Source organism: Oryzihumus sp. JJN4-3R (genome assembly GCF_057747915.1).
In genome coordinates, this window is sequence record NZ_CM173229.1 from 1858402 (window position 1) to 1879108 (window position 20707).

20 protein-coding genes are annotated in these 20707 nt (G+C 73.0%); 6 read left to right on the forward strand and 14 right to left on the reverse strand.

Features of this window, described 5'->3' with window-relative positions; genetic code table 11:
- Positions 1-110: 110 nt before the first annotated feature.
- A complete protein-coding gene (locus tag AC3ANM_RS08575; RefSeq protein WP_488287706.1) occupies positions 111-1346 on the forward strand; it encodes a DUF5667 domain-containing protein in 1236 nt (411 codons plus the stop codon).
- 128 nt (positions 1347-1474) lie between these two features.
- Here the strand turns inward: AC3ANM_RS08575 and AC3ANM_RS08580 are convergent, their stop codons facing one another.
- The 3 genes from AC3ANM_RS08580 to AC3ANM_RS08590 all read right to left on the reverse strand — a co-directional run bounded on the left by AC3ANM_RS08580 (position 1475) and on the right by AC3ANM_RS08590 (position 4228).
- Positions 1475-2833 carry a lysophospholipid acyltransferase family protein gene (locus tag AC3ANM_RS08580; protein ID WP_488287707.1) on the reverse strand — a complete coding sequence of 453 codons (1359 nt, stop codon included), beginning with the start codon at positions 2831-2833 and terminating at the stop codon, positions 1475-1477.
- Positions 2833-3882 (reverse strand): NAD-dependent epimerase/dehydratase family protein, encoded by a 1050-nt coding sequence (locus tag AC3ANM_RS08585; protein ID WP_488287708.1) that lies wholly within the window; start codon positions 3880-3882, stop codon positions 2833-2835. The genes AC3ANM_RS08580 and AC3ANM_RS08585 overlap by 1 nt, the downstream gene beginning before the upstream one ends.
- 247 nt (positions 3883-4129) lie before the next feature.
- On the reverse strand, positions 4130-4228 hold the full coding sequence (locus tag AC3ANM_RS08590; RefSeq protein WP_003792170.1) for a 30S ribosomal protein bS22: 99 nt from the start codon (positions 4226-4228) through the stop codon (positions 4130-4132).
- A 234-nt stretch (positions 4229-4462) separates the two neighbouring features.
- Between AC3ANM_RS08590 and AC3ANM_RS08595 the strand changes: the two genes are divergently transcribed.
- Complete coding sequence (locus AC3ANM_RS08595) at positions 4463-7714, forward strand: M36 family metallopeptidase (RefSeq protein WP_488287709.1); 3252 nt, start codon at positions 4463-4465, stop codon at positions 7712-7714.
- A gap of 227 nt (positions 7715-7941) precedes the next feature.
- On the opposite strand, the gene AC3ANM_RS08600 is transcribed toward AC3ANM_RS08595, so the two are convergent.
- Both AC3ANM_RS08600 and AC3ANM_RS08605 read right to left on the reverse strand, forming a co-directional pair.
- Positions 7942-8142 carry a helix-turn-helix domain-containing protein gene (locus AC3ANM_RS08600; RefSeq protein WP_141789486.1) on the reverse strand — a complete coding sequence of 67 codons (201 nt, stop codon included), beginning with the start codon at positions 8140-8142 and terminating at the stop codon, positions 7942-7944.
- Between the two features lie 273 nt (positions 8143-8415).
- Positions 8416-9612: an acetoin utilization protein AcuC gene (locus AC3ANM_RS08605; protein WP_488287710.1), complete on the reverse strand. Its 1197-nt coding sequence runs from the start codon at positions 9610-9612 to the stop codon at positions 8416-8418.
- A gap of 76 nt (positions 9613-9688) precedes the next feature.
- On the opposite strand from AC3ANM_RS08605, the gene AC3ANM_RS08610 reads away from it, so the two are divergent.
- Positions 9689-10357 (forward strand): potassium channel family protein, encoded by a 669-nt coding sequence (locus tag AC3ANM_RS08610; protein ID WP_488287711.1) that lies wholly within the window; start codon positions 9689-9691, stop codon positions 10355-10357.
- A gap of 45 nt (positions 10358-10402) precedes the next feature.
- Here AC3ANM_RS08610 and AC3ANM_RS08615 read toward each other — a convergent pair whose 3' ends face one another.
- The 9 genes from AC3ANM_RS08615 to AC3ANM_RS08655 form a co-directional block, all read right to left on the reverse strand.
- Positions 10403-10939, reverse strand: coding sequence for a GNAT family N-acetyltransferase (locus AC3ANM_RS08615; RefSeq protein ID WP_488287712.1), 537 nt, complete (start codon positions 10937-10939; stop codon positions 10403-10405).
- A 95-nt stretch (positions 10940-11034) separates the two neighbouring features.
- The gene (locus AC3ANM_RS08620) at positions 11035-11523 is read right to left on the reverse strand and encodes a GNAT family N-acetyltransferase (protein WP_488287713.1); all 489 of its coding nucleotides are present in this window, start codon (positions 11521-11523) and stop codon (positions 11035-11037) included.
- Positions 11524-11586: 63 nt separating this feature from the next.
- On the reverse strand, positions 11587-12393 hold the full coding sequence (gene proC / locus AC3ANM_RS08625) for a pyrroline-5-carboxylate reductase (RefSeq protein WP_488287714.1): 807 nt from the start codon (positions 12391-12393) through the stop codon (positions 11587-11589).
- Positions 12394-12476: 83 nt separating this feature from the next.
- A complete protein-coding gene (locus tag AC3ANM_RS08630) occupies positions 12477-13427 on the reverse strand; it encodes a proline dehydrogenase family protein (protein ID WP_488287930.1) in 951 nt (316 codons plus the stop codon).
- A 116-nt stretch (positions 13428-13543) separates the two neighbouring features.
- Positions 13544-14278, reverse strand: a complete 735-nt coding sequence (locus AC3ANM_RS08635) for an ABC transporter permease (protein ID WP_488287715.1) — start codon at positions 14276-14278, stop codon at positions 13544-13546.
- On the reverse strand, positions 14275-15003 hold the full coding sequence (locus AC3ANM_RS08640) for an ABC transporter ATP-binding protein (protein ID WP_488287716.1): 729 nt from the start codon (positions 15001-15003) through the stop codon (positions 14275-14277). The genes AC3ANM_RS08635 and AC3ANM_RS08640 overlap by 4 nt, the downstream gene beginning before the upstream one ends.
- A gap of 95 nt (positions 15004-15098) precedes the next feature.
- Positions 15099-15677: a TetR/AcrR family transcriptional regulator gene (locus AC3ANM_RS08645; protein WP_488287717.1), complete on the reverse strand. Its 579-nt coding sequence runs from the start codon at positions 15675-15677 to the stop codon at positions 15099-15101.
- The gene (locus AC3ANM_RS08650) at positions 15674-16480 is read right to left on the reverse strand and encodes a sugar phosphate isomerase/epimerase family protein (protein WP_488287718.1); all 807 of its coding nucleotides are present in this window, start codon (positions 16478-16480) and stop codon (positions 15674-15676) included. Before AC3ANM_RS08650 ends, AC3ANM_RS08645 begins: the two co-directional genes overlap by 4 nt.
- Before the next feature lie 31 nt (positions 16481-16511).
- Complete coding sequence (locus AC3ANM_RS08655; protein ID WP_488287719.1) at positions 16512-17444, reverse strand: Ppx/GppA phosphatase family protein; 933 nt, start codon at positions 17442-17444, stop codon at positions 16512-16514.
- 121 nt (positions 17445-17565) lie between these two features.
- Between AC3ANM_RS08655 and AC3ANM_RS08660 the strand changes: the two genes are divergently transcribed.
- Genes AC3ANM_RS08660 through radA form a run of 3 tightly spaced genes read left to right on the forward strand, consistent with a single transcriptional unit; the run spans position 17566 to position 20599 of the window.
- Entirely contained in the window at positions 17566-18429 is an 864-nt protein-coding gene (locus AC3ANM_RS08660; RefSeq protein WP_488287720.1) for a DUF3109 family protein, read from the forward strand.
- A 14-nt stretch (positions 18430-18443) separates the two neighbouring features.
- The gene (locus tag AC3ANM_RS08665) at positions 18444-19166 is read left to right on the forward strand and encodes a class I SAM-dependent methyltransferase (protein ID WP_488287721.1); all 723 of its coding nucleotides are present in this window, start codon (positions 18444-18446) and stop codon (positions 19164-19166) included.
- Between the two features lie 59 nt (positions 19167-19225).
- Complete coding sequence (radA, locus tag AC3ANM_RS08670) at positions 19226-20599, forward strand: DNA repair protein RadA (protein WP_488287722.1); 1374 nt, start codon at positions 19226-19228, stop codon at positions 20597-20599.
- Positions 20600-20707: the final 108 nt, after the last annotated feature.

The window sequence follows — 20707 nt, forward strand, 5'->3', positions numbered from 1 at the left end:
ATGGGCCCTGACCTTCGCCACCGTAACCTCGGCCGTCATGTCTCGTTCTCACGCCGAACGACCCGCGCCACCCGGCGCGCGTCGCGGGTGATCGGGGAGGGAGCGTCGTCATGCGCCTGTTGAGCCGCCGTCGCGCCGACCTCTTCCAGGACGCGCTCGAGGGCGCGGCCCCCGTCGACGACGAGATCGCCGACCTGGTCGCGGCCGCGTCCCGCATCCCGGCCCTGGCCGGCCCCTCCTGCACCCCGCGTCCCGAGTTCGTCGACGCCCTGGGCGCCAGGCTGCGCGCCGAGGCCCTCACGCTGCCGTCCAGGCCCCCGAGGGCGGCCGCCCGCCCTGCGCCGGCCGGCAAGCCCCTGGTCCTCGTGGTCGGCCGCGGCCTGCCCCGGGCGCTCGCCGGTGCCGCCGCCACCGTGCTCATCGCCTCGACGGTTGTCGGGGTGGCCTCGCGCAGCGCCCTGCCGGGCACGGCGCTCTACCCGGTCAAGCAGCTGCTCGACTCGGCCGCCGTCCAGCTCGCCGGCTCCGACCACGACAAGGGCATGACGCTGCTCGCCCAGGCCCAGCAGCACATCTCCGAGGCGGTCGACCTCGTCGACGCCGGCAACCCCGACCCCGCCCTGGTCAACGAGGCGCTCGGCAACGCCTACGACGCGACCCTGGACGGCCAGCGCATCCTCTTCGCGGTCTACGACCGGGACCACGACCAGCAGTCGCTCATCGCGACCCAGGACTTCGCCGCCCGGGCCATCCCGCAGCTGCAGGCCCTGCGTGACCGGGTGCCCGCCGCCAGCGTCCCGTCCGTCGACCGCCTTCTGGCGCTGCTCCAGCTCGGCGACGAGGCGGCCGCGCGCAAGCTTGCCGCCTGCGGCGCCCCGTGCGCCTCCGCGTCGGCACCGGCGACCGGGCCCGGACCCTCCTCGCTTCCCTCCCTTCCCTCGGTCCCGGTGCCGAAGGGGCTGCCCACGACGGCGTCCCCGCACCTCAGCCTGCCCAGTGGCGCGACGTCGATCCCCGGTGCCCCGCTGCCCGGCGGCAGCCTCCAGATCGGCGGCGGCAGCCTGGGGGCCTCGCTCCCCGGCGGCTCGGTGTCGGTCCCGCTCCCGGGCGTCTCGGTTGGTGGGGGCGGCACCAGCTCGGCCGGCATCAGTGCCAGCGTCCCCGGTGTCGGTGGCGCCAGCGTGAGTGGCAGCGGCCTCAAGGTGCAGCTTCCCGGCGCCGGCGTCAGCGCGGGGACCGGCGGCGCCGCGGTCAGCACGTCGGGCACCACCCCGGTTGTCATCCCCAACCCCGGTGGCCTGACCGACGTGCTCCCGTCGGTGACGTCCGTGCCCAAGCTGCCCTGAGCACCTCCCCGTCCAACCGGGGGGCTGCACGCCGCGCGGTTCAGCACGGCCGCCCCGGCGCACGTCGCAAGGGTGCGTGCGCGCCGGACGACTGACCCTCCCCGACCGACGACCGGGCTGGCAGGGGTCTAGAAGAAGACCGAGCGGCGACGCATCAGCAGCGAGTACAACGTCTGCTGGATCGTCTCGCGCACCTGGTCGGTGAGGTCGAAGACCAGCATCGGGTCGTCGGCGGCCTGCGGCCCGAGCGATGCCGTCTCCACCGGGGTGCCGAACTCGATGATCCACTTGCTGGGCAACGGGACCAGACCGAGCGGCCCGAGCAGCGGCCAGGTCGGCGTGACCGGGGCGTAGGGCGAACCCAGCAGGCGCGCCACGGTCTTCATGTTGCCGATGATGGGGTAGATCTCCTCGGCGCCCACGATGGAGCAGGGGATGATCGGGACCCCGGTGCGCAGGGCCGCCGAGACGAACCCGCCACGGCCGAACCGCTGGAGCTTGTAGCGCTCGCTGAACGGCTTGCCGATCCCCTTGAACCCCTCCGGCCAGACGCCGGCGAGCTCACCGGAGGACAGCAGGCGCTCGGCGTCGGCGTTGGCCGCCAGCGTCGAGCCGCTCTTGCGGGCCACGTCACCCACGACCGGCGTCTGGAAGACCAGGTCGGCGCCGAGCATGCGCAGGTGCCGGCGGGCCGGGTGCTCGTCGTGCACGGCCACCTGGGTCATCAGCGAGTCCAGCGCGATGGTCCCCGAGTGGTTGGCGACCACGAGGGCACCGCCCTCGGAGGGGATGTTCTCGATGCCCCGGACCTCGACCCGGAACCACGAGCGGTAGAGCGGGCGCAGCAGCGGCAGGTAGACGTGCTCGGTGAAGTCGGCGTCGAAGCCGAAGTCGTCCACGGTGTAGTCGCCGGTGAGGCGGCGACGCAGGAAGGCCAGGGTGCCGGCGACGCGGTGCTCGACCTCCTCCCCCGAGAGCCCTGCCGCCTCGGCGGCGGTGCGCAGCAGCCCCACCGCGGCAGCGACGAGCTCCTCGATGCCGGAGACGTGCACGCGGTCAGGAGCGGCCTGCACCGGGGCAGCCGCGGCCTCGGTCTCTTCCGGAGCCGGTGCCTCGACGGCCGCCACGACCTTGGGACGGCGCGGCGCGGGCTTGCGCCGGGTCTCGGTCCGGGCCGGTGTAGCCGCGCGGACCGGGCGGGGCTTGGCGACCGGCTTGGGCCGGTGGGTGCCGGCCGGTGTCGACGCCTGTGCCTGGGCCTCGGCCGCGTCACCGGAGTCGGGCAGCAGCGGCGTGCTGCGCCGCTTGGCCCGCTCCCCGCTGGCCCGCGCCGCACCGGCGGCGAGGGCGTCCACGCCGGAGGGGCGCGGCCGGGCGGTCTTGCCCGCGCCGTCGCCGGCGGTCTTGGCCTTGCCCTTGCCCTTGCCCGTCCCCGGACGCTTGTCCTGGGACGCGGCGCGCAGCGGCACGACGTTGGGGTCGGCCATCAGCTCTTCCTCCCGGTGCCCAGGGCGTGCGTCATCAGCCCGGCAGCGGAGCCGGCGAGCTGCTCGACGGCCGCGGCCGCCATGTCGGCCCCGGGGATGGCCGGACCGACGTGCCGGGCGAAGTCCTCGAACGCGGTGCGGGTGGTGAAGCGCGGCTCCAGGTGGAGGACCTCGCGCATCCGCGTGGTGTCCATGCCCCGGCCGAAGGCCAGGAACTGCATCTGGTCCGGGGAGAAGTCGGCCAGCCCCGCGCGGCGGACGAACTGACCCAGGAAGCCGCCGGCCGAGATCGGCACCGGCACGCTGGGGCGGCCCACCAGGCGCGCAGCCTGCTGCACCGTGACGACCCCGTCCCCGGCGACGTTGACGATGCCGACGGAGGGGCCGGTGGTGGCCAGCAGCAGCGCCTGCAGGGCGTCGTCCTCGTGGACGAACTGCAGGCGGGCGTCGAAGCCCAGCGGCACCGGGACCAGGGGCAGGGTGAAGTAGTCGGTCAAGCTGGTGTTGATGCCGGGGCCGATGATGTTGGCGAAGCGCAGCATCGAGATCTCGACGTCGGGGCGCCGGCGCGAGAACCCCCGCACGTAGCCCTCGACCTCGACCGAGTCCTTGCCGAAGCCGGCCCGGGGCAGGGACTTAGGCCCCATGTCCTCGGTGAACATCGCGGGGTCGCGCGGCGAGGAGCCGTAGACCGCTGCCGAGGACTTCACGACGAGCCGCTTGATGCTGGGCGCCTTCTGGCACGCGGCGAGCAGCTGCATCGTCCCGATGACGTTGATCTCCTTCTGGGAGACCCGCCCACCGGCCGAGACCGGCGTGGCGATGACGTTCATGTGGACGACGGTGTCGACCTCGGCCTGGGCGATGATCTTGCCGATCATCGGGTTGCGGATGTCGGCCCTGACGAACTCGGCGGTGCCGATGTCGTGCGGCGGGGGGATGACGTCGACCCCGATGACACGCTGGATGTCCGGCTGCGCGGTGAGCAGCCGGGCGAATCGCCCGCCGAGGTAGCGCGAGACCCCCGTGACGAGCACGACGTTCGCCACCGCTCACCTGCCCTGGTATCGACTCGCGCCCCACCGACGCCTCGCTGCACCGATCCTACCGACGCCCGCGCGGATGGGGACAGGACGTCAGGAGTCTCACATGTGTCCGTCACCGGAAGGCTGTCCCTGGTCCACCTCGACGCCCCCTCCTCACGCCCCTGCGACGGGCACGGGCAGGCCCCCGGACAGCACAGGACCCCCGTCCCGGTGAGGGGCGGGGGTCCTGTGGCCGGAGGTACTTCCCGGCTTACTTCTTGTTGCGACGCTGGTGACGCGTCTTGCGCAGGAGCTTGCGGTGCTTCTTCTTCGCCATCCGCTTGCGGCGCTTCTTGATGACTGAGCCCATGTCTGTCCTTGCCTTGTCCTGCCGGTCGCACGCGGCTCACCCGCGCAGGACCAGCCGAAATTGGTGGTTGGTGCGTGTGCCGACGCCGGGCACGTACTCCGCACCTCGCCGAACAGTCCGGGTCAGCCTACCGCCCCAACACCGATGGGCAGAAATCGGCGCGTAACCCCGGGCTCCCGCACCTCGTTCTGCTGCCAACGGGGGTGATCACCCCCCTCACCCCTGGAGCGGCTCGTGACTCGAGTTCCCGGCTTCCGCGGGCGCCTGCGCGCCCCCCGTGCCACCGCGTTGGGGGTGTGCCTGCTCGGGGGCACCCTCGTCGCAGCACCCATGGCCCACGCCGTCGCGCCCGCCGCGACCTCCCCGGTGCTGCCGGCTCTCGGCGACGTCGCACCGGCCCTCGACGCGGTGCTCGACACCCGGGTCGTGACCGGCGCCGTCCGCCCGACCCCGTCCGCGACCGACGCCGTGCGTGCCCTGCTGGCCGACGCCGGGGCCGGCACCCGGGCGACCTGGGACAAGCGGTTCGGGACGCTGCGGTCCCTGCGCAAGGCCGACGGCTACCTCACGGCGCCGCGCAGCGGCAGCCCCGTCGACGTCGCCCGGGCGTTCCTCGCCGCGCACCCGTCGGCCTTCGGCCTGACCGCGGCGCAGGTCGCCTCGCTCGCCGTCGTCCGCGACCACGAGCTGCCGGTCACCGGCACGCACGTCGTGGACTTCGTCCAGGTGTATGACGGGGTGCCGGCCGCGCGCGGCAGCCGCCTCAACGTCGCGGTCACCAGCGACGGCAGGGTCCTCTCCTACGCCGGTGACCCGACGCCCGGGACAGGTCTGACCGGGTCGTGGTCGCTGTCCCCCACCGAGGCTCTGCTCAAGGCCAGCGGCGCGCTGGCCAAGGGGGTCGCGTTCGTGCCGTCGCTGGATGGCACTCAGGCCGGCTACACCCGCTTCGCCCGTGGCCCGTTCGCCGGTCCCTCCTACGTCAAGAAGGTCACCTTCGGCACCCGCTCGGGTGCCGTCGCGGCATACAAGGTCTATTTCGTGAAGGACCTCGACCAGGCTTGGGAGGTCATCCTCGACGCCGCCACCGGCGAGACGCTCTACCGGGCCTCCGTCGTCGACCACGAGTCCGACCCGCAGGGCACGGTCTACGACAACTACCCGGGGGCGCCCGCCGGCGGCCAGCCACGGCAGCAGTCCTTCGGCCCGACAGCCGCGTCGCCCAAGGGCTGGGTCGACCCGACCGGGCTGCTCGGAACCGGCGTCACGACGCTGGGCAACAACGCCGACAGCTACGCCAACTGGAGCAACTTCGAGGTGCCGGCCGACCAGGGCCCGCGCCCGGTCTCGCCGACCGGCAACTTCAGCTACGCCTACACCAACCAGTGGAAGGCCACGAGCGGCGCGACGGTGCCGCCTTCCTACGCGCAGGACCTCGACCCGGCGGCGACCAACCTGTTCTTCCAGCACAACCGGATCCACGACGAGTACTACGGCTACGGCTTCACCGAGTCGGCCGGCAACTTCCAGGTCGACAACGGCGGCAACGGCGGCATGGGCGGTGACCCGGTCCTCGGCCTGGCCCAGGCCGGCGCGGCCAGCGGAGGGTCGCCGACCTACACCGGCCGCGACAACGCCTACATGCTCACCCTCGACGACGGCATCCCGCCCTGGAGCGGGATGTTCCTGTGGGAGCCGATCAACGACGCGTTCGAGGGGCCCTACGCCGACGGCAGCTTCGACATGTCCGTCATCCAGCACGAGTACACCCACGGCCTGTCCAACCGCTACGTCGCCGGCGGGTCGGCACTCGGCTCGCAGCAGTCAGGCTCGATGGGCGAGGGCTGGTCGGACTGGTACGCCCTCAACCACGGCTTCGGCGCCGGGCTGATGAGCAAGCCGGTCGTCGGGCAGTACGTCACCGGCAACACGACGCGGGGCATCCGCAACTGGGACTACGACCACAACCCGACCACGTTCGGCGACATCGGCTACGACCTGCCCGGCCCGGAGGTCCACGCCGACGGCGAGATCTGGACCGCCACGCTGTGGGACCTGCGCAAGGCGCTCGTCGCGAGGTACGGCGCCGCCAAGGGCGGGGAGGTCGCGGCGCGCATCGTCACCGACGGCATGCCGCTGACCGCGCCGGACCCCTCGTTCCTCGACGCCCGCGACGGCATCCTCGCCGCCGACCTCGACCGGTACCACGGCGACGACACCGATCTGATCTGGTCGGTGTTCGCCAAGCGCGGGGCGGGTGCGTCGGCTGCCTCCGACACCGGCGACGACGTCGACCCGACGCCGGCCTTCGACCACCCGGCGGCTTCGCGCAACGGCACGGTGGCATTGACCCTGGTCAACGCCACCACCGGGCAGAAGATCCCCGGGGCCAAGGTCATCCTCGGCCGGTTCGAGGCACGGGTCACCCCGCTCGGCCGGACCGGGTCCACCGGCGGGTTCACCGTCAAGGCCGTCTCGGGGACCTACCCGCTGACGATCCAGGCTCCCGGCTTCGGCGTGCAGACGATCGAGGGCTTCACCGTCACCGCGGGGCAGAAGGCCAGCCGGACGATCTCGTTGGCCCCCAACCTCGCCTCGACGTCCGCGGGGGCTCAGGTGCTCTCGGCCTCCAGCGAGGACCCGGGCAGCCCCGCGAGGTTCGCCTTCGACGACACCGCCGCCTCGGTGTGGTCGACCGCTGACTCCGGCACGGCATACAACGCGGGCCCCGACCAGCGGGCGACCGTCAAGCTGGCGGCGCCGGCGACGGTCTCCTCGGTGCGGATCAGCGCCTACAAGGCCACCAACGCCTCACGCTTCGCGGCGCTGAAGGACTTCACGGTGCAGACCTCCACCGACGGCGTCACCTGGACGACGGCACGGACCGGCTCGTTCGGCTACCAGACCCCGCGGCCGACCGCGCCGGACCTGAACTTCACCACGTTCACCCTGGCCAAGCCGGTCAAGGCCGGCTATGTGCGGTTCTTCATCGACTCGGTCCAGGGCGACACCACGACGTATGCCCAGGTCGCCGACGTCGAGGTGTTCGGCTCCGGCGCCACCGTGGCCAACGGGTCGGTCGCGACCGACCCGCCGTTCACCGACTCGGGCACGATCGTGGCCAACAACCCGGCCGCCGGGGACCCGACCGGCCTGCAGAACGTCTTCGGCGTCACCGGGACCGAGATGAACACCGCGTGCACCTTCCCGCCGGCCTCCCAAGGTGCAGACGGCTGGGTGAGCAAGCTGCCGTCGGGCTTCGGTGACGGGCTGCACTCGGTCACGGTGAAGGGGACCAGCGACAACCCGGCCGGGTGGGACCTGGATCTCTACTTCCTGGACAGCGCGTGCCAGCTGACCGGCTCGTCGGCCACGGCATCGGCCGACGAGTCGGCGACCATCCCGCCAGGCACGGTCTACGTCCTGAGCCAGCTCTACACCGGCGCGAACGTCAAGGTCGCCGTCACCGCGGTCGACAGCCGCTGACCTCAGGCGCGTGAGCGCTCCCCCCGACCACGGGGGCTGTCCGGGGTCCGGCCGGGCAGCCCCCGTGCTGCCTCCCCACCCCCGCCAGCCCCCGCACGGTCCGGGCCAGGCCGTCAGGACCGGGCAGCCCGTGCTGCCCCCCGCCAGCCCCCGTGCTGCCTCCCCGGACGCAGGTGGGGCGGGCCGGATCTGGTCCGGCCCGCCCCACTCCTGTCGCGTGCTCACGCTCACGCGGTGTCGATGTATGAAGTCCGCAGGTACTCGTGGACCGCGTCCTCCGGCACCCGGAAAGAACGACCCACGCGGACCGCGGGCAGCTCACCGCCGTGGACCAGGCGGTAGACGGTCATCTTCGACACGCGCATGATCGAGGCGACCTCGGCGACGGTCAGGAACCGCACCTCGGAGAGCTGGCGCTCAGTAGCCATCGTGGACCTCGATCCTCGGGACGGGGCGATGCCGCCGCCCGGCTCGCCGGCGACCCTTCCCGTCAATGCACCAGTCACGATAGGGGCTGGTGTGACTCGTGGGAAGCGACTTGGAGCGTATATCCGGCCCTTGTCCACCCGACACGCCGGTATTGCACCGATATGTTGTCAACCTCCCCCACCGGCGCTCCCCGTCGGACGCGCCGAGGGGACCTGGGGCAGGTGCGCCAGGCGACCCGCCGCCGCTGACGATGGCGGCCCGCAGCCGCGGGATCAGTCGAAGTAGACGTCGAGGCCGTGCAGGGGGAAGACCGCCTTGCGGGTCGCCATCACGGCCTGGTCCACCGGGTCCTCGGGGTCGTAGCCGACCTCCCACGAGCGCCACCACATGGCACCACCCTCGGCGACGCCGTCACCCATGTGCATCGGCGCGACCCGGCCGTACTCCATCCGCACGTGCTCGCGCCAGTCCTCGGGCACCTCGGCGTCCAGCGGGATCGGCTGGTGCGCGGCGATCGCGGTCAGGTGGGTCCACGCCCGGGGCACCACGTCGACGAGCTCGTAGCCCCCACCGCCCAGCGCCACCCACCGGCCGTCGCACTCGGAGTGCGCCAGGCGGTGCAGGCTCTCGTAGGAGGTCCGCTGCGCGTCCACCGACAGGGCCAGGTGCGCCAGCGGGTCCAGGAAGTGGGAGTCGCAGCCGTGCTGGCTGACCAGCACCTGCGGGCGAAAGGCGCGCAGCAGCGGAGGCACCACCGCGTGGAACGCCCGCAGCCAGGCGGCGTCGCCGGTGCCCGGGGGCAGCGCCACGTTGACCGCGCTGCCCTCGGCCGCCGGGCCGCCGATGTCGGTGGGGAAGCCGGTGCCGGGGAAGAGCATCCGGCCGCTCTCGTGCAGCGAGATGGTCAGCACGCGCGGGTCGTTCCAGAACACCCGCTCCACGCCGTCGCCGTGGTGCACGTCGACGTCGACGTAGGCCACCCGCTCGGCGCCGTGGTCGAGCAGCCACTGGATCGCCACGGCCGCGTCGTTGTAGATGCAGAAGCCGGAGGCGTTGCCGGGCATGGCGTGGTGCAGCCCGCCGCAGAAGTTCACCCCGTGCGCGGTCTCCGCCCGCCACACCGACCGGGCGAGCTCGACCGAGCCGGCCACGACCCGGGCGCTGCTCTCGTGCATCCCGGCGAACGCCGGGTCGTCCTCGGTCCCGAGCCCGCGGGACAGGTCCGCCGAACGGGGGTCGGCCGAGGCGCGGTGCACCGCCTCGACGTAGGCGGCGTCGTGCACGGTGAGCAGCAGTTCGTCGTCGGCGACCGGGGGGTTGACCACCTCGATCCCGGGCTTGCCGAACAGGCCGAAGGCGTCACAGAGCCGGGCGGTCAGCTCGAGGCGCAGCGGGTTCATGGGGTGGGAGGCGCCGAAGTCGTATGCCGTGAAACTCTGGTCCCAGATCACGCGCGCCTGTGTGGGCATGACTGGCACGCTACCGGCAGCAGGCCCCTCCCGGGGGTGTGCATCGCATCACCGACCACGGAGGCGGACAAGACCCATGGCACGCAACAGGCTCTACGACGAGGACGTCCTCGTGATCGGCCTGGGCCGCTTCGGCGCCGCGGCGGCGGTGGAGCTCCACCGGCTGGGCCACAAGGTCCTCGTGGTCGAGAAGGACCCGGCCGTGGCCGAGCAGTACACCGGCACGGTGGGCAAGGTCGTCGTCGGCGACGCCTCGCACCCGGCCGCCATCGAGTCCACCCGGGCCGGCAGCTTCCGGATCGCCGTGGTCGGCATCGGCAGCTCGGTCGAGGCCTCGATCCTGGCCTGCGCCAACCTCGTCGACGCGGGCGTCCCCTCGGTGTGGGCCAAGGCCATCAGCGCCGAGCACGCCCGGATCCTCACGCGCATCGGCGTCCACCACGTCATCCGCCCCGAGGCCGACTCCGGCCGGCGGGTGGCCCACCTCGTCAACGGCAAGCTGCTGGACTACATCGAGTTCGACGACGGCTACGCCATCGTCAAGATGGCCCCGCCGCGCGAGACGGTCGGCTTCACCCTCGCCCAGAGCCAGATCCGCAGCAAGTACGGCGTGACCGTCGTCGGGGTCAAGGCCCCCGGCGAGGACTTCACCCACGCGGTGCCGGAGACCAAGGTGACCGCCCACCACACGCTGATCGTCAGCGGGCCGACCGAGCTGCTGGAGCGCCTCGCCTCCCGCCCGTGAGGTGAGGCTGCCCGGTATGCCGGCGACGCGGCATACCGGGCAGGCTCACCGCAGCCAGGGGCTGGGGACCGAACCGGGGTCGGCGACCAGGGGCAGCACCATGGCCATCTCCTCGTCGCCCTCCTCCTCGCTCACCACGCGCATCGGGCGGCGGTAGTCGGTGGTGCGGAAGCCGAAGCTGCTGGCGAAGGCCACGCCCCGGCCGTTGTCGGTGCCCACCCAGTAGACGAGGTGCTCCTTGCCCTCGACCCGGGCCTGGTCGGCGCCGGCCTGGACGAGCTTCCATGCCACGCCGGAGCCGCGGTCCTGGGGCGTGACCCACAGGCCGAACAGCTCAGCGACGTCCTCGCGCTCTTCCGAGGAGGAGCCCACGCTCACGACGCCGACGACCGTCCCGTCGCGCTCGGCGAGGATGCGGCTCGAGCGGCGCATCCGCTGCCGCCAGAAGTCCTCGTCGTAGCCGGACTCCTGCTCGTGGGTGGCGACGAACGCCTCCGGCGACTCCTCGAGGGCGGCCAGGCGGACCCGGCGATAGGTCTGCCAGTCGTCTTCGCTGAGGGTGCGCACGGTGATGTCCGACATGACGACACGATCCCATGGACGCGCCCCGGACGCGATGGGTGGGCGGTCGGAGTTCACCGCGAACTCCCCTGCCGTTCATGCGAAACGCGGTGGAATCACAGGGCGCAGACCATCTCCACCTCGAGCACGTCGGGGTCGTGCGGGTAGGGCTCGGTGCGCCCCGTCGCGGCGAAACCCAGCCGCTCGTAGAGCCGGCGGGCCCGCGGGTTGCTGTCGACCACGTGCAGGACCACCCGTTTCTTGCCGTCCTCCCGCGCCTGCTCCAGGGCGGCCTGGACGAGGCGCGCGCCGACGGAGCGGCCGCGCACGCTCGGGTCGACCCACATCCCGAAGACGTTGGCCTCGTCGGGGTCCTCGGCGAGCAGGTCCGACAGGCAGATCGACCCCACCGGGTCCCCGCCGCACCAGGCCAGCCAGTAGCGCGCGGTCGACACCCGCTCCCGCCAGCCGTCGTCGTCGATCGTGAGCGCGTCGGCGTGGGTCGACCCGAAGGCCCAGGGGGCGTCGAGCAGCATCGCCAGGCGGACGTCGCGGTAGGCGCGCCAGTCGGCGGGGGTGACGGGTCGGACGTCGATCGTGGTCATGCCAGAGCCTCACACGCCGGACGCCTTGCGGGCGATCGAGTTTCGCGGGCCGTGCCGCCGCGCTCAGTCGTTGCCGGAGGCCAGCTGGGCCGAGCGCGCGGCGGCCGCCTCCATGGCGGTGAGGAAGGCGGCGCGGACCTTGTGGTCGTCGAGCTGGCGCAGCGCGGCCATGGTGGTGCCACCGGGGCTGGAGACCTGCTCGCGCAGCACGGTCGGGTGCTGACCGGTCTCCTTGAGCATCGTCGCGGCGCCGTAGAGAGTCTGCACGACCAGCTCGGTGGAGGTGCTGCGCGGCATCCCGAGCAGCACGCCGGCCTCGATCATGGCCTCGACGACGTAGAAGATGTAGGCCGGCCCGGAGCCGCTGATCGCGGTGACCGCGTCCTGGTGCTTCTCGGGCACGCGCAGGACCTTGCCGCAGGAGCGCAGCAGCTGCTCGGCCTCGGCGAGGTGTGCCTCGTCGCAGTGGCTGCCGGGGCTGATCGCCGCCATCCCCTGGTCGACCAGGGCCGGGGTGTTGGGCATGACGCGAACGACCGGCGTCCCCTCGGGCAGCCGCTCCTGCAGGTATGCCGTGGTGATCCCGGCGGCCAGGCTGACGACCAGGGCACCGGGGGTGAGGTGGTCGCGGATCTCCTCGAGCAGGCCCGCCATGTCCTGGGGCTTGACCACGAGGACGAGGGTGTCGGCGACCGCGGCGGCCTCGGCGTTGCCCATCGTGCGCACGCCGTACTTCGCCCGCAGCTCCGCGGCCCGGTCCTCGCGCCGCTCGGTGACGACGAGGTCCGTCGCGTCGCGGCCGGCCCGGACCAGGCCGGAGAGCAGGGTCTCGCCCATGACCCCGGCGCCGAAGATCGCGAGCGTGCCCATCTGGTCCTCCCTCGTCCGTCCCGGTGCCTGCGCCCCTCGACACCGGGACCGGGTGGTCAGCCGTCAGCGGCCGACCCGTGACGTCAGCCCTTGGTCGCCAAGCCTCGCAGGAAGAACATCGTGTTGGCGGGACGTTCCGCCATCCGGCGCATGAGGTAGCCGTACCACTCCTCGCCGTAGGGGATGTAGACGCGCATCTGGTCCCCGCGGTCGGCGATGCGGCGCTGCTCCTCGGGGCGGATGCCGTAGAGCATCTGGTACTCGAAGGAGTCCGCGGCGCGGTCGTGCTTGGCCGCGAGCGCGCCGGCGATCTCGACCAGGCGCGGGTCGTGGCTGGCGACCATCGGGTAGCCCTCGCCGGCCATGAGCACCTTCAGGCACCGGACATAGGACTTGTCGACGTCCTCCTTGGCCTGGAAGGCGACCGACTCGGGCTCCTTGTAGGCGCCCTTGCACAGCCGGACCCGGCTGCCCGCCGACGCCAGGTCGCGGCAGTCGGCCTCGGTGCGGCGCAGGTAGGCCTGGAGCACGGCGCCGACCCACGGGAAGTCCTGGCGCAGCTCGCGCAGCACCTCCAGGGTCGAGTCGGTGGTGGTGTGGTCCTCCATGTCCAGGGTGACCGTGGTGCCGGCGGCGGCCGCGGCCTCGCAGATCTCGCGGGCGTGCTCGAGCGCGACCTTCTCCCCCTCACCGGGGAGGTACTGGCCGACGGCGCTGAGCTTGACGCTGACCTCGGACCTGCCGCCTTGGGTCAGGCCGGCGTCCGCCAGCGCACGCAGCAGGGTGAGGTAGGCGTCGCGGGTCGCCTGCGCCTGCGCGAGGTCCAGCGTGTCCTCACCCAGGTAGTCGATCGTCGTCAGCCGGCCGGTGGCGGCCAGGTCCCCGGCCGCGCGTACCGCGTCGCCGGTCGCGTCACCGGGCACGAAGCGTCGCACGACGCCTCGGCTGACCGGCGCGTTCTCGATGATGTTGCGGACCTGGTCGCTCTTGCTGAGCTGCAGCAGTCCCTGGCGCAGCACCGCGCTGGCATCCACCACGATCGTCGTCCTTCTCTTGCTCTCCACCGGCGAGGGTCCTCGCCGTCTGCCGGCGGGCGCCTGGTGGGCGCTCCGCCAGCGCACAGGCTAGTGCCCTCCGGAGGTGGCCCCGGTCACGGTGTCCGCCGGCGCAGGGTCAGGGAGCCCAGCGTGATGGCGCCGAGGATGAACGCGACGATGATCGCGACGTCGCCGGCGACGTCCGCGGCGGCGTCCGCCGACGTGGTCAGCGTGCGCATCGCGTCGACGGCGTAGGACAGCGGCAGCACGTCCGAGACGGGCTGCAGCGCTGCGGGCAGCTGGTCGCGGGCGACGAGCAGGCCGCACAGCAGGAACTGCGGCAGCACGACCGCCGGCATGAACTGCACCGCCTGGAACTCGGTCCGGGCGAACGCGCTGAAGAACAGCCCGGTGGCGGTGCCGAGCACGGCGTCGGCGACGGCCACGACCACGAGCAGCCCGGCCGGCCCGGCGACGTCCAGGCCGCACACCCACACGGCGAACCCCGTGGCCACCAGGGCCTGGACGACCGACAGCAGGCCGAAGGCGAGGGCGTAGCCGGCGAGGAAGTCGCCCTTGCCCAGCGGCGTGGACAGCAGCCGCTCCAGCGTGCCGGTCGAGCGCTCGCGCAGCGTGGTCACGCTGGTCACGAGGAACATCACGACGAACGGGAAGACCCCGAGCAGCGGCGCACCGATGTGGTCGAAGACGGGGGTGTTCTGGAAGATCCAGGCGAGCAGGCCGATCAGCACGCACGGCACCACCATGAGCAGCGCCAGGGTGCGGTGGTCGGAGCGCACCTGCCGCAGCACGCGCGCGGCAGTGGCAAGGGTCAGGCGGGCGTTCATGCGCGCACCTCCGCGTCGATGAGGGCCAGGAACGCCTGCTCGGCGTCCGCGGCACCGGTGCGGGCCAGCAGCCCGTCGGGGCTCTCGTCGGCGAGGATGCGCCCGTCGCGCAGGAGCAGCAGCCGGTCGCAGCGGGTCGCCTCGTCCATGACGTGGCTGGAGACCAGCAGGGTGCGCCCGCCGGCGGAGAGCCGGTGGAACAGCTCCCACAGGTCGCGCCGCAGCACCGGGTCGAGCCCGACGGTGGGCTCGTCGAGGACGAGCAGCTCGGGGTCACCGACCAGGGTGGCGGCCAGGGAGACCCGCGAGCGCTGCCCGCCGGAGAGCCGGTCCACCCGGCGGTCGGCGTGGTCGGCCAGGTCGACCTCGGCGATCACCTGGTCGATGCGGTCCCGCGGGACACGGGCGACGGCGGCGAAGTAGCTGAGGTTCTGGCGCACGGTCAGGTCGGAGTAGACGCTGGCGTCCTGGGTCATGTAGCCGACGCGCGCCCGCAGCCCCGGCGACCCGGCCGGCTCGCCGAACACGCTGACGACCCCGCCCTGGACGACCTGCACCCCCACGATGGAGCGCATGAGGGTGGTCTTGCCGCCGCCGCTCGGCCCGAGCAGCCCGACCACCTGACCCCGGGGGACGGTCAGCGAGATGCCCGGCAGCACCTCGCGCTCCCCCCGCACCACCCGCAGCGCGTCGACGACGACGGCGGGTCCGGACTGGTTATTCATCACGTGATGAAATATAGGTCGACGGCGACGCCGACACAAGGGTCCTGGGTCAGGTTTTCGCCGCCTGGCGGCGGCCGCGGTGCGGCGTGGGGCGCTCAGCCGGCGAGGTAGCGCTGGAGCGTCGGCGCGAGCTGGTCGAGGAGCTGCGCGGGCGTCGCCGAGGCCATCGGCTCGAGCTCCATGACGTAGCGCAGCAGCGCCACGCCGATCATCTGGGAGACCGCGAGCGCGGCCCGCATCTGCGGGTCGGGCACGCCGAGCTCGGCGGCCACCCGGCCGAAGACCTCCCGGGCCAGGAACTCGCGCAGCATCCGGGCGGCCACCTCGTGGCTGACCGCCGAGCGGATCAGCGCCACGAGCCGCTGCCGCCCCTCCGGGGAGTCCCAGATGCCGAAGAAGGTGCGCACGACGCGCTCGCCGATCTGCTCGCGCGGGCCCTCGAGCAGCGCGGCGACGACCTGGGCCGGGCGCACCGGCAGGTCCATCGTCTCCGCGAACAGCCCCGGCTTGCCCTCGAAGTAGTGGTGCACCAGCGCCGGGTCCACGCCGGCCGAGCGGGCGATGGCACGCATCGAGCTCGCGTCATACCCCTTGGCGGCGAACTCCTCCCGTGCCGCGGAGAGGATGACGGCGCGGGTGTCCTCCCCGGCCGGGCGGCGGCCGCGCGGGCTCATACCCGGGCCGCCGCGAGGTGCAGGCGGGCGAACGCCAGCGCCTCGGCCAGGTCCACCTCGCGCTCCTCCTCGCTCAGCCGGCGGGTGCCGACCTCGACGACGATGGAACCCGAGAAGTGTTGTGCCGCAAGTCTTTCGAGCAGCTCGGCACACGGCTGGGTGCCCCGCCCGGGCACGAGGTGCTCATCCATCGCCGAGCCGCGCCCGTCGGCGAGGTGGATGTGGGCCAGGCGGTGCCCGAGCGCCTCGGCCATGGCAAGGGCGTCCGAGCCCGAAGTGGCGGTGTGGGACAGGTCGAGGGTGACGTGGTCGTAGGGCTGTGCGACGGGATCCCAGTGCGGCAGGTAGGCCAGCAGCTCCCGGCCGCGGGCGCGCCACGGGAACATGTTCTCCACGGCCAGCCGGATGCCGCTCTCGTGCTCGCGCAGCGCGACGCCATCGATGAACTCGGCGGCGTAGTCCTTCTGCCAGCGGAACGGCGGGTGCAGCACCACTGTGCCGGCGCCGACCTCCTGGGCGAGGCGGATCGAGTTGTCCACCTTGGTCCACGCATCGGGGCCCCAGACCCGTTGGGTCAGCAGGAGGGTGGGCGCGTGCACCGACACCACCGGTATGCCGTGCAGCTCGGCCAGGGCGCTCAGCGCCCCGGACTCCTGCGAGACCGGGTCGGTCTGGACCATCACCTCGACGCCGTCGTAGCCGAGCCGCTCGGCGAGGTCGAAGGCCGCGGCGCAGCTGTCGGGGTAGACCGAGGCGGTCGACAGGGCGACCCGGGCCCCGGGGACCTGCACGGCGGCGGACATGTCGTCGAGCCTAACGAGGGGCGGCCGGCGCTCAGTCGCCGGTGATCCAGTCGAGCCGGCGCAGGATGATGCCCTCGCGCAGCGCCCAGGGGCAGATCTCGAGCCGGTCGAGGCCCAGCAGGTCCATGGCCGCCTCGGCCACGAGCGCGCCGGCGAGCAGCTGGGGGGCCCGTGAGGTCGACACCCCCGGCAGGTCCGCACGCTCGGCGTGGGTCATCGACGCGAGCTCGGGCATCAGGGCGGTGAGCGGCTCGCGCTCGAGGACCCTTGGGACATAAGGGCCTTCGCCGCTCGGCGCAGCGCCGAGGACGCGGGCCAGCGAGCGCATGGTCTTGCTCGTGCCGACGGCCCGGTGGGGCGCCCCCGTCTTGGTCAGCTCGCGCAGGCTGCGGGCGATGTCCGCGCGGATGCGGGCGCGCAGGGCGCGGACCTCGTCCGGGTCCGGCGGGTCCGCGGCGAGGTGGTCCCGGGTGAGCCGGCCGGCCCCGAGCGGCAGGCTGACCGCGGCGTCGGGGTCCTCGTCCAGCCCGGCCGCCAGCTCGAGGGAGCCGCCGCCGATGTCGACGACGACGAGGTGGCCGCTGGACCAGCCGAACCAGCGGCGCACCGCCAGGAAGGTCAGCCTCGCCTCGTCACGGCCGGAGAGCACCTGCAGCTCGGTGCCGGTCTCGGTCCGCACCTGCTCCAGGACGGCCTCGCCGTTCGGCGCCTCCCGGATGGCGCTCGTGGCGAAGGCGAGCAGGTCCTCGACCCCGTGGTCCTCGGCGATGACGAGGCACTCGCGCACGAACTCCACCAGCCGGTCCGCGCCCGCGGTGGCGATGTGGCCGTCGTCCTCGACGTACTCCGAGAGGCGCAGCTCGATCTTGTGCGAGTAGGCCGGCAGGGGCTGGGCGCCGACGTGGGCGTCGACGACGAGCAGGTGCACGGTGTTGGAACCCACGTCGATCACGCCGAGCCGCATGGTGACGAGGCTATGGCATGGCGAGCCGATACCACCCCATCACGGCGAGTGGGGCGCGGAGGTGACCGGCACGGCATACGGCTGGGGTCGGGATCCCCCTCGGGGCGCCTAGGCTGGGCGGGTGCCCGAGACCCCGCTCGACATCCCCCGCACCTGGGTCGAGTTCACCGACCCCTCCGAGCCCGGCCAGCGCTTCCGCTGCGACCTGACCTGGCTGACGTCCTCGTGGACGTGCATCTACGGCAACGGGTGCCAGGGCATCTACGCCGACCGGCCGGACGACGGCTGCTGCACGCTGGGCGCCCACTTCACCGACAAGGACGACATGCGGCGGGTCAGGGCGGCGGTGGCCGAGCTGGGCCCGGACGAGTGGCAGATGCACGACCTCGGCCAGGACGGGAAGTGGACCGAGAAGGAGGACGGGGACCTCAAGACGCGGGTCGTCGACGGCGCCTGCATCTTCCTCAACCGCCCCGGCTTCCCCGCCGGCGACGGCTGCGCGCTGCACCAGCACGCGGTCCGCCAGGGCCTGGAACCCCACACCGTCAAGCCCGACGTGTGCTGGCAGCTGCCGATCCGCCGCACCTACCGCACCGTCGAGCTGCCGGACGAGACCTCCTACCTCGAGGTCTCGATCGCGGAGTACGACCGGCGCGGCTGGGGCCCCGGCGGCCACGACCTCGACTGGTACTGCTCGGGCAACCCCGAGGCGCACGTGGGCAGGGAGCCGGTCTACCGCAGCAACCGCGGCGAGCTCGTCGAGCTCATGGGACAGGCGGCGTATGACGTGCTGGTCGTCCGCTGCGAGGCCCACCTCGCGACCGTGAAGGCCGCGCGGTCCAAGGGCTCGCGGACCCTGCTGCCGCTGCTGGTCCACCCGGCGACCCTGGCGGCCCAGGAGCAGCACCGCGCCACCAAGGACAGCACGCCGGTCAAGCCCGTCAAGGCGGCCAAGAAGCCGTCGAAGGCCAAGCGCGACAAGTGATCTGAGGTCCCTCCGTGCCCGACCCGTCCTCGCCGGCTGCCGGCGACCACGCCATCCCGAGCCCCAACATCTGGGACTCCCCGGACGTCTACGAGGTCGAGAACCGCGCGGTCGACCCGGACGGGGCGATCGAGGCGGCGATGCGGGCCGTCCACGACTGGTCCGGGCAGCGGCTCGCCGACGTGGGGTGCGGCAGCGGGTTCCACCTGCCCCGGTTCGCGGCCGACGCGGCCTCGGTGGTGGGCGTCGAGCCCTACGACCCGCTGGTGGAGCTGGCCCGGCTGCGGGTGGTCGGTCTCGGGCTGGGCAACGTGCAGGTGCTGGAGGGCGCGGCCCAGGCCCTGCCCCTGGCCGACGCCTCGGTGGACGTGGCCCACGCGCGCTGGGCGTACTTCTTCGGCCCTGGCTGCGAGCCCGGCCTGGCCGAGCTGGAGCGGGTGCTCGCCCCGGGCGGCACGGCCTTCGTCGTCGACAACGACGCGACCCGCTCGACCTTCGGCGGCTGGTTCCGGCGGGCGATGCCGGCCTACGACCCGGTCGCGGTCGAGCGGTTCTGGGCGCGGCGCGGCTGGCAGCGCGAGCAGGTCGACATCCGGTGGGAGATGGAGTCCCGGGAGGACTTCGAGGCGGTCGTCCGCATCGAGTTCGCACCTACCGTGGCCGAGGGCATCCTCGCCGAGCACGAGGGACGCTCGGTCGACTACGCCGTCAACCTGTGGTGGCGCCGCTTCGACTGACGGCCCCCGGGGCGGGGTGTCGTCGGCCTGTGTCGGTGGACTCGCCTACGGTCTGCGGCATGGCTTCGAAGGCAGGGACCAAGCCCAGCTACAAGTGCTCCGAGTGCGGCTGGACCGCGATCAAGTGGGTCGGCCGCTGCGGGGAGTGCCAGGCGTGGGGCACCGTGAGCGAGGTCGGCGCCGTCGCCGTGCGGACCACCGCGGCCGCGGTCGTCGAGCGCCCGGCCCTGCCCATCGGCGACGTCGACGTGCGCCGTGCCCAGGCCCGCAGCACCGGCGTCGGGGAGTTCGACCGGGTCCTCGGCGGCGGCATCGTGCCCGGCGCCGTCGTCCTCGTCGCCGGCGAGCCGGGCATCGGCAAGTCCACCCTGCTGCTCGACGTGGCCGCGCGGGCGGCCCGCGAGGGCGCCACCGTGCTCTACGTCAGCGGCGAGGAGTCCGCCGCGCAGGTGCGCATGCGGGCCGAGCGCATCGAGGCCATGGCCAAGTCGCTCTACCTCGCCTCCGAGACCGACCTGGCCACCGTGCTGGGCCAGATCCAGCAGCTCTCGCCCGACCTGGTCATCGTCGACTCGGTCCAGACCATCTCCAGCGGTGAGGTCGAGGGCTCGGCCGGCAACGTCTCCCAGGTGCGTGAGGTGACCGGCTCGCTCATCGCCGCCGCCAAGTCCCGCGGCATCGCCATGCTGCTGGTCGGCCACGTCACCAAGGACGGCTCGATCGCCGGGCCGCGGGTGCTCGAGCACCTCGTCGACGTCGTGGTGCAGTTCGAGGGCGACCGGCACTCCCGGCTGCGGCTGGTGCGGGCGGTCAAGAACCGCTACGGCCCGACCGACGAGGTCGGCTGCTTCGACCTGTCCGACGTCGGCATCGTCGGCCTGCCCGACCCCAGCGGGCTGTTCCTGTCCAACCGCAACCTCGTGGTGCCGGGCACCTGCGTCACGGTCACCCTGGAGGGGCGCCGCCCCCTGCTCACCGAGGTCCAGTCGCTGGTCGCACCCACCCAGATCCCCTCGCCCCGCCGGGCGACCAGTGGCCTCGACAGTGCCCGGGTCGGCATGATCCTGGCGGTGCTCGACCGGCGGGCGGGGGTGCCGCTGAGCAAGGCCGACACCTACCTCTCCACGGTCGGCGGCGTGCGGCTGACCGAGCCGGCCGCCGACCTCGCCGTCGCCCTGGCGGTGGCGAGCTCGGTGCAGGACCGTGCCCTGCCCCAGGGCACGGTGGCCATGGGCGAGGTCGGCCTGGCCGGCGAGATCCGCCCGGTCACCGGCATCCCCCGGCGGCTCGCCGAGGCGGCCCGACTGGGCTTCCGCACCGCGATCGTCCCGACCGGCGTGCTCGGGTCCGGCGCGATGCCGGAGGGGCTGAGGGTGCTGGAGGTGGGCGACGTGTTCTCCGCGGTCCAGCAGGCGACAGCCTCTCGCCACTGACACGCGAGTCAAGGGACGGTCACCTCACCTCCCCGCAGGTCCCGGGCCGTTAGACTGCGCCGGAGCAGGGCTGATAGGGGCCCACCTGGCACACAAGGAGACCTCGAT